The sequence below is a fragment of the Syntrophorhabdus sp. genome, from assembly GCA_012719415.1.
GTDB lineage: Bacteria > Desulfobacterota > Syntrophorhabdia > Syntrophorhabdales > Syntrophorhabdaceae > Delta-02.
The window spans coordinates 1-9,430 of the sequence record JAAYAK010000108.1; the positions used below are offsets into that span (position 1 = coordinate 1).

Annotated in this window: 8 protein-coding genes; all 8 read right to left on the reverse strand. The window is 53.0% G+C overall.

Features of this window, described 5'->3' with window-relative positions; all coding sequences use genetic code 11:
• The coding region (locus GXX82_06545) for a response regulator (GenBank protein ID NLT22689.1) at nt 1–550 on the reverse strand (550 nt) is incomplete at its 3' end.
• Between the two features lie 68 nt (nt 551–618).
• On the reverse strand, nt 619–1,269 hold the full coding sequence (locus tag GXX82_06550) for a class I SAM-dependent methyltransferase (GenBank protein NLT22690.1): 651 nt from the start codon (nt 1,267–1,269) through the stop codon (nt 619–621).
• Nucleotides 1,266–3,455 (reverse strand): YfhO family protein, encoded by a 2,190-nt coding sequence (locus tag GXX82_06555; GenBank protein NLT22691.1) that lies wholly within the window; start codon nt 3,453–3,455, stop codon nt 1,266–1,268. The genes GXX82_06550 and GXX82_06555 overlap by 4 nt, the downstream gene beginning before the upstream one ends.
• Before the next feature lie 189 nt (nt 3,456–3,644).
• Nucleotides 3,645–4,085 (reverse strand): prepilin-type N-terminal cleavage/methylation domain-containing protein, encoded by a 441-nt coding sequence (locus GXX82_06560; protein ID NLT22692.1) that lies wholly within the window; start codon nt 4,083–4,085, stop codon nt 3,645–3,647.
• A gap of 279 nt (nt 4,086–4,364) precedes the next feature.
• Nucleotides 4,365–5,711, reverse strand: coding sequence for a sigma-54-dependent Fis family transcriptional regulator (locus GXX82_06565; protein NLT22693.1), 1,347 nt, complete (start codon nt 5,709–5,711; stop codon nt 4,365–4,367).
• Nucleotides 5,708–6,790 (reverse strand): HAMP domain-containing histidine kinase, encoded by a 1,083-nt coding sequence (locus tag GXX82_06570; protein ID NLT22694.1) that lies wholly within the window; start codon nt 6,788–6,790, stop codon nt 5,708–5,710. Before GXX82_06570 ends, GXX82_06565 begins: the two co-directional genes overlap by 4 nt.
• The gene (locus GXX82_06575; protein ID NLT22695.1) at nt 6,787–8,013 is read right to left on the reverse strand and encodes a type II secretion system F family protein; all 1,227 of its coding nucleotides are present in this window, start codon (nt 8,011–8,013) and stop codon (nt 6,787–6,789) included. The genes GXX82_06570 and GXX82_06575 overlap by 4 nt, the downstream gene beginning before the upstream one ends.
• 136 nt (nt 8,014–8,149) lie before the next feature.
• Nucleotides 8,150–9,430, reverse strand: a 1,281-nt coding sequence (locus GXX82_06580; protein NLT22696.1) for a type II/IV secretion system protein, incomplete at its 5' end; no start/stop codon positions are given.

Below are 9,430 nucleotides of genomic sequence, written 5' to 3' on the forward strand. Positions count from 1 at the left end.
CACTCTCCCTCTTGACGCCAAGCAACTTGGCGGATTTGTACACGTTGAAGTTGGTATCCTTGAGCACCTTCAGGATGATGTTCTTCTCCGCCTCCTCACGGGCAGGCTGAAGCCCCTTGCCCACCTCGATACCGAAGGTGATCTTCGCCAGGCCCTGCTCTTCCAACTTGCGCTCCGTGTCGCGGAAGAGAATGGCCCGGTCTATGGAAAAGAGGACCTGTTCAATGGAGGCGGGCTTGACCAGGTAGTCGAAGGCCCCCGACTTGATGGCCTCCAGGGCGGCGCTTTCCGTCTTCTGTCCCGTGAGGATTATGACCTTGATGCCGAAGTTCTCGAGGATGTAATGGAGAAGCCTCAACCCCTCATCGGGCGTGTTCTCGTGGGGGGGAAGCCCCAGGTCCAGGACGGCAAGGGTGACCTCGTGCTTGCCGAGAAGGTTGATGGCCTTCCGGACATCCCCGGCCTCGAGGACCTCGTACCGCTCCTCCAGCGCGAACCGCAACTGCGCCCTGAGAGCGACGTCATCCTCTGTGAGAAGAATGGTTTCCATACGTGACTGTCCCGAACACTTGTATAATAGTACTATTGGGAACGTTTTTTAAAGAGGTTTTTTTGGAATCACGTTTCCAAAGGCTCAAGCTCTTCAAGCTCGAAGCGGTTGTGCACCTTCTTTGCCCGCACCCATGTGCCGGTAAAGAACTGAAAATGCCCCGATGTCAGGGATGACTTCTGGAATCCGGCCTGCCCCAGTATCGCCAGGAGATGTTTCCCCGTATAGACGGCTTTGTGCTCCCGGACCTCAGTCCGCTTGATGATGTTGACCCTGACGAGAAATCCCAGTAATCCCCTGGTCCATCTGGCAGGCACCGTAATGATGACCACACCTCCCGGTTTGAGAACCCTTTCGATCTCCTGCAGGATACGAAGTACCCTTGTTGGTTCCATGCGATCCAGAACGGCCGCCATTGCAACAACCTCAAAGAAGTCGCTGCCGAATGGCACGCGCGCGGAATATTCCAGGTCCACATCGACGAGGGCAAGGTCATGCCTCTTCTTCAACTCCATCCTGACCGCCCTATCGATCCCCTTATCAAGGCCGTATTTCTCGGAAAAGCTCGTTTCGGTGGAAAGATTGCGAAAAAACCCGCAGCCAATATCAAGGACCCTGCCCCTCTTCAACTCTGCCGGGACAAGGATATTCACCCTGACGGCAGTCTTCCTTGCCGCATATTCCTGCCAGCGGGCAAAGCCTTTCTTCTCAGCTTTCATGTCCCTGCGTTCTCGCTCCCGGGAATGTCGCCTTCCTGCCAAACACCCGGCACGACCGCCTTTCTTCCGTCCCGGCGCCACAACCACACGCACAGCGCTATCCCAATGAGGGTCAGGACAAGGCCAATGTAGAAGGACATGGGTACATACCTGAACACAACGGTATGCCTCCCTTTCGGCACCTCGATGGCCCTGAACGCCAGATTGGCCCGGTATATCTTGGTCTCTCTCCCGTCCACATAGGCCCGCCATCCGGGGTAGTAGGTGTCGCTCAAATACAGGAAGGCCTCGTTGTCAGATGCAACAGCTAAAACAACTTCGTTAGGCCTCAGGGACAGGATGTCCGCCTTTCCCATAGTCCGCGCATCGCCTTTGGTCCCTCTTCTGTGGGGATCCGAGATCACCACTTCTCTCTTCAGATCGATCTTCTCATCTCGCAGCATGTTGATGACGCGCTGATCACTTTCGACAAAGTGCCCCTTGCCGCAAACAAAAGATCGCCTTGAATGTCTCACGTACTCATAAAGGTATGCCTTCTTGTCGCCCAGCGTCTCCTGCCTGACAAGCCTGAAACCCTCGTCCTTTACCTCATAAGACGTGATGATATGCCTCGTACCAGTAAGATCAAAATACCTCTGACCTGTTTCAATCTTTCTTCCGCATGAACTAATAGTCGTGAAAAGGTCTTCGTAGAACACCCTCATGACCTCTGCACCTCCGACACTGTACAGCATGAACATCGACGCGTACGGAGAAGATGCAATGGGCTTCCCATATAGAACATACTCAAAATCCTTTTCAGTTTTCGGCGTCACAAAGTATCGGCTGGTTTCTCTGTTTGCAGACAAAGCTTCTACGAACCCGGTCTTTGCAGTAAACCATTTCCAAGGAACTCTCCCGTAATATCCGTAATTTGCAAGAAACAGGTCGATCACCAGGACCACGACAATACCAACCCCGATCCATTTTCTGCTGTTTGCGCGCAGGTACAGGTAGAGCATCACACAAAACAGGAAGGAGATGAACAAGAACCTCTTGAGGTTGTGCAGATTGAACCATATTTCATTAAAGACAGGCGGTTTGATGCCATGCTCGTTAAGATATCCGGATATATGCCCATCAAAAACGTTTGCGCATCCCCAGATCAGCAGGAACACGATACCTGTGCCCAGAAAGCATTTAACGAGTATTCTTGTCTTCTGCTCTCCCCTCTCCACCTGTTCGCGAAGACTGTCAAATCCAAACCCGGCAGTGACTGAGACAACAAAGAAGAACAGAAAAAGAAACTTCACAGGATACCGTATCCCGCTAAAAGGTGGAATCTTGTACAGAACCTTGTAAAGCGGGGTGTTGCCCCCGAGTGCAAAGATCAAAGACAGGACAACGAGCCCGAGCAATAGCCATCGTTTCCTGTCCCTTCCAATGGAATAGAAGACAGACAGAACAAAGGGAACCATTCCCAGATAGATTGTCTTGAGCCAGGATTGGTTGCCCCAGTACTTCTGATCACTCTGGCCATATCCAAAAGGGTCTGGTAAAAAGAACTGCACAAAGTCCTTCCAGGCCAATGACCAGGTTATCGCCTCTCTGTATGGCAAACCCGTAACCCGTATACTATGCTGCTTCAGCTCGTAAAAAGGCAGGAATTGAGCAGAGACAAGGAGGGAAAACAAGAAGACAACGAGGAAGAACACTTTCCATGGAAACAGCAATGCTACATCCTTGGCGACAATCGTCTTCCCGAACAGTGCCAACATGAGCATGACCGGTATGGTCAACATGACAATCTCGGGTGCCCCGGCAAGGAATTCCATGGCAAGAAACACTGCGGTTAAGATGATATGTCGCGCCCGACCACTATCGAGAGACTTTATGAAGAAAAGGACCACAAGCGGGAACCATGACACCGATAAGAGGTGAGGCAAGAGGTTATGCACGGACACAAGATATCCCGAGAGCATGAAGACAATGCCCCCGACAAATGAGCCGGCACGCGACACCTTGAGATATTGGAGCAGAAAGTATACACCGACACCCGCGAGAGCGAAATGAAGGACGATCAGCCAGTTCCAAACGATATTAAAAGGTAAAAGAAGATAAAGAACATGCGGCGGGTAAAAGACACCAGGCTGCAGAGTTGCCAGAAGAGGGATTCCGCTGTAGTTATAGGGATTCCACAATGGCATTTCGCCCGACTGTACAACCGACACCCAGAGAAGCCTGGGAGGAATAAAGAAAGGAGCGAGATCTCGCTCCGAAAACACAAGGACACCCGACAAGACCGGATGGAAGAAAAGACAACTGATGCAGGTAAATAGCAGTATATAGATTACGGACAAAATCGAAAAATCAGAACAACCTCATATTCTCCGGAATCACCAGTTAGCGCAAGTCTGCACGTCACCGGCAGCGGCCACCCAAGAGGTACAAACTATGCCAGCTGGAGTTGTTGGCAAAGCAGCGTCGGTAAGGATAGTAAAAGTATACGTGTACCCACCCGGGAGAAAGAATGAGAAGGTCTTCGCCCCAACAGCTGATGATGTGACACCCTGTATATTGGCAGCACCTACTATAGTGCCGCTGCCTATAAGCGTTACCATATCGTAGTTCCCGGAACCTTTCAGGTTCGCCTCGGCATAGTAAAGCGCACTTGCGCCCCTTAATGCCGCGAGGATACCCTGAGCCGATGCGTGTGATGCCTGCTCTTTAATTTCCATGTACTTCGGCACCGCAACCGCCGCGAGTATGCCGATGATGATTATGACGATGATCAGTTCTATCAGCGTAAAACCTTTATTGTTCTTGAGCGTCTTCATTGGTGTGCCTCCTGGTAGCGCGTTCTGCTGCAATGTACCTTAAGGTTAGTGCAAATTCTGTGCCGCCATCGAATCATCCAATACAGGCAATGTGTTGAGATCTTTTCTTTATACCTTAGAGCATTCTAAATTGCAACAGATATAACAATACCAACGGTTGACACCCGATGAAAATCGTTCCCGAAAGGGGTCCCACTCCCGGGAAGCGTCAGCGACAGGCGTCAAGCTGTGAAAGAACAACAATTTTTGTAAAGAAGAACAACAATTTTTGTAGCTCCATCATGTTTCTATCTCGTATTTCTTTACCCGATACCACATGCTGCGCTCCGATATCCCGAGAAGCTTCGCCGCCTTCGCCTGCGACCCCTGGACCTTTTTGAGGGCGTCAACGATCATGCTCTTCTCCAGGACCGATATGGCATCATCCAGAGACTGGTCGGAATACACGGGGCTCGAGAGAGGCTGTTCCGCCCGGAGATGAAGAGGCAGGTCGTCAAGACCTATGATGTCACCATCGCTCATGACGGAGGCCCTCCTGATGATGCCTATCAGTTCCCTGGCGTTGCCGGGCCAGGGGTAGTTCATGAGAAGCTCCACGCCATCGTCGGATATTGTGATCACCCGGCCCGTTTCTTTCTCGATGCTGTGCAGGACATAGTCCACAAGGACCTCAACGTCCTCGCGTCTTTCCCTCAAGGGAGGTATGTCGATGTGGATCTGGGAGAGCCTGAAATAGAGATCTTCGCGGAACTTGCCTTCCTTGATCTCGCTTTCCAAAACCCGATTCGTCGTGGAAACAACGTGAATGTCCACCTTTTTCGTCTTCGTCGACCCCAGGTGCTCGATCTCCTGCTTCTCCACAACCCTCAATAGCTTTGCCTGGAGATAGGGGCTCATTTCGCCTATCTCGTCAAGGACGATGGTGCCCCCGTGGGCGACCTCGAACTTCCCCGCCTTCTGCTGGACAGCCCCGGTGAACGCCCCCTTTTCGTACCCGAAGAGCTCGCTTTCCAGAAGGTTGTCCGGTATGGAGGCACAGTTGACGACAACGAATTCCCCTTTCCGTTTTGACAGAAGATGGGCGAGTTTCGCTATCTCTTCCTTGCCGACACCGGTCTCACCTGTTATGAGAATGCTGAGGCCTTTGCCGGCCACCTTTTCGACCTCTTTGAAGATCCCTTTCATCTGCGGGGACTTGCCGACGACACCGTGAAAAACGTGGTTTTCCAGCTCCCTCTCCCGCAGCTGCTCCACTTCCTTCTTCAGCTTTCTCGTACCCAGGACCCTTCTCAACATGACCTTCAGTTCATCGAGAAGTATGGGCTTCACGAAGAAGTCCGTGGCGCCCCTCTTTATCGCTTCCAGCGCGTTCTTCTTGGTCCCGTAGGCTGTTATGATCAGGATCGGCACGTCGTATCTCTTCTTGATGTCGGTGGTGGCCGAAAGGCCATCCATGCCGGGCAGGCTGATGTCCATGATTACGAGGCCCGTGCCGTTGTTTATGGATCTCATGGCGTCTTCGTAGCTCTCGAAGGAACTCACCTTGTAGCCTTCACCTTGCAAGGCCTCCTCCAGGAAGAACCGTACGCCCTGATCGTCCTCAATGATGATTATCCGCTCGTTCACGCCTCTATTTCCTTTCGGCCGGCGATGGCCCCGCTGCGCCCGGTCATCCGTTCCTTCTTTTTCACCGGCAGCTCTATCGTGAAGGTCGTGCCCTCATCTCCGCTGTCCACCGCGATGTCTCCTCCATGGAGCTTCATATTCCGCATGCCGATGAAGAGCCCGAGGCCCTTGCCGCCCTTCTTCCTTGTATAGAAGGGTTTGAAGATGGACTCGTATTCGCTTTCCTGGATCCTTGAGCTCCTGTTGAAGACGATTATCGAGATCTTCGTCTCGTCGCCCTTCACACCGATCTTGACCGTACCGCCGCCCTTCTCGTAACCGGCAGCGTTCTTGAGGATATTGTGGACCACCTGGTAGAGCTTGGTCCTGTCGGCTAAACAGAGGAGATCGCCCTTTCTGGGATAGTCTATCTGAACATCCCGGTAGTCTTGCTTTATGGCGTTCACGGAATCATGGATGACCTCATAGATGTTGAATCGTTCCAGGGCAAGTTCGTTGTCCGTGAAGTCAAGAAGCTCACGGGTAAAGACGTCTATCTTCTTCGAGGCCTCCAGCATGGCGACTATGTACCGTTTCTGGGACTCATCGGTCACCCTTTGTTGCAGGAGCTCGCTCATGCCCGTAATGGTATTGAGAGGGTTTCTCACCTCATGGGCAACCATGAGGGACATGTAGCCCAGGGGGATTATGTAGTCCAGCTTCTCCATGCTCTCGATGAGGGTTGTGCGCTCGCCCTCATCGGCCCGTGTCTGGACATGGTCCATAAGGCGCTCGATGAGCTTGTAGACCTCCATCATCTGGCCCCGTTCCTTCCTGAATTCCTCGAGCCGGACAAACTGCTCCGCCTTTTTGACGAGGTCGTTGATGGGCTGCGTGATGGCCCTCACAACGATCAGCCCGCAGAGGGAAGAGAAAAGACAGACGCCGAAGATCCAGAACCACACCGCGTTGCTCCTGGCTGAAGCGATGACGTTGAGGGCTATGGCGATGGAAAAAAGGCTTGTCAGAAAGGCTACGAGAGGCACCACTGTGTTGAGGCTGTACCGCAGGTTCCCGGGATCCCTGAAAAACCCTTTCAACCGCCACCCCGCATGGCCTTCATCATATCCCACCACGGCATGAAGATCGCGAGGGCGAGAAAAAGAACCATTCCGGCAAGACCAACCGTAAGAATCGGCTCGATGTATGCTGAAAGCCTGTTGACCGTATACGTAACTTCCCGATCATAATGACTGGAGATCTCCTTGAGCATTTCCTCCAGCGAACCTGTTTCCTCACCGGTAGCTATGAGATGGATGACAAGGGGAGGGAAGATCTTGGCGTCCCTCAATGGTCTTGATATGCCTTTTCCTTTTTCGATACTGGCTGATATCTGGAGGACCTTCTTTGCGATAAACTCATTGCCCACCGTGCGCGATACTATATCAAGCGTGCGTATGATAGGAATACCTGAACTGACCAAGTTCTCCAGGGTGAAGGCAAACCTGCTCATGCAGGTTTTCAAGATTATGACGCCAATAAGCGGAATCTTGAGCTTTATGACGTCGATGGTGTATTTCCCGTTTGCCGTGCGTTTATACAGAAAGAAGCCAACAACCAAAGCGACCAGGATGATTATGACCACAGTTGTGTACTTCTGGAAGATGTCATTAATGACCAGTAGTATCTGAGTGGGAAGAGGCAACGCCACTTTTGAGCTCTTGAACATGGGAACAAATTTCGGAACAACAAGGTTGACAAGAACAATGAACGCTGTAACGAGCGTGCTTACAACAAATACAGGGTACCTCATGGCGGACTTGATAGTCTCTTTCGTTCTCATCTGGAACTCGAGAAGTCCTGACAACCGTTCAAGTACTTCTTCGAGGTTGCCGCTCGTCTCACCTGACCGCACCATGCTGACATAGATCTCGGAAAAAACACCCTTCTGCCTTCCCAGAGCGTCAGACAAGCTGGAACCTTTGTCGATTTCCTGCGCAGCATTCTTGATCGCCTTCTGCAGTCTCTGATTCGTGGTCTGTTCTTCGAGAGCGCGAAGCCCAGCTACTATGGGAATACCGGAACGTACAATTGTCTGGAACTGGCGGGTGAAGAAGATGAGGTCGTCATGCTTGATCCTCTGGAAACGCAAGAGAAAATCGTCGACTGACGTTGCGCTTTTCGCCCCGGTCTCCTTTGCCGACACCGGGATATACCCCATGGCGTCGAGCTGCGTCATGGCGTCCCGCTGGGTCGGCGCTTCAATGTTTCCCTGGACCAGAAGGCCTCGTTCGTCTCTCGCTTTATATGCGAATGTCGGCATGGTTATGCCTTGTACCTCGCTGTGTCAACGTGGTTCTCGTCTCGCAGGGATTTCCTCGATCCCGGCCTTCGCCGGGATGACGACGTGAAAGGGGCATGGGATGACAGAGGGTAAAGGAAGCGGGATGGCATGAGCGTTACTCCTCCTGCACCACGTTGAGTGCTTCTTCGAGAGTTGTCGTGCCGAAGAGGACCTTCATGATGGCGTCGTCGCGCATGACCCTCATGCCCTTTTCGTGGGCCCTTTTCTTCAAGACCTCGGCAGGCGCCCTGCTGATGATGAGTTCCCTGAGCTCATCGTCCATGATGAGGACCTCGTAGACACCCGTCCTGCCGCGGTATCCCTTGTATTTGCACGCGGGGCAGCCTTTCCCCCTGTAGAGCAGCACGTCCTCCCGTATCTGAAAGGTCTTGTGCACGGAGGGTGTGGGATAATAGGATTCCTTGCATTCGGGGCAGATCTTCCTCAGAAGCCTCTGGCCGATGACGCAGCTCACGGAGGATGTCACGAGGAAGGGCTCTATCCCCATCTCCACAAGCCTCGTGACGGCGCTCGCGGCATCGTTGGTGTGGAGCGTCGACAGGACGAGGTGTCCGGTGAGAGCCGAGTGGACGGCGATATTCGCGGTCTCACGATCGCGTATCTCGCCGACCATGATGATGTCGGGGTCCTGCCGCAGTATGGAGCGAAGACCGCTCTCGAAGGTCATCCCCGCGCGGGGGTTGACCTGGGCCTGCGCGAGGCCTTCCAGGGTATACTCGACAGGGTCCTCTATGGTGATGATGTTCTTCTCCGGTGAATTGATGTGGTTCAGAATGGCATAGAGCGTCGTTGACTTGCCGCTTCCCGTGGGGCCCGTGGAAAGAATGAAGCCGTAGGGCCTCTTGAGCACGCTCTTGATCTTCTCCTTGTCGTCCCTCAGGAAACCGAGGTTGTCGATGCCGTAGAGGGCGGTGCTCTTGTCGAGGAGACGAAGGACCACCTTTTCGCCGTGAATGGTGGGAAAGGTGGAAACCCTGACGCCGACCTCGCGGGAGGTCTCCCGGATGTTGAACCTGCCGTCCTGAGGCGTCCTCGTCTTTGCTATATCTATGCCCGCAAGGATCTTGATCCTTGATACAATGGGCAGGAACATCTTCTTGTCGGGGCTGGGGACGTCCCGGAGCCGCCCGTCCACCCGCATCCGGACCCTCATGATGTTCTTGGAAGGCTCCACGTGGATGTCACTCGCGTTGTCGGCAAGGGCCTGCGCCAAAAGACTGTTCACGAATCGGACGACGGGCTCCTCTTCCACAAGGTCCATGGATATCCGTTCATCTTCGTCTTCGTCCTTTTCGTCCTTTTCAAGGGTCAATGCCTGTTCCCGAATCTTGTCGAGGGTCTCCTCGACGATGGTCTTGAGACCATAGTACTTCTC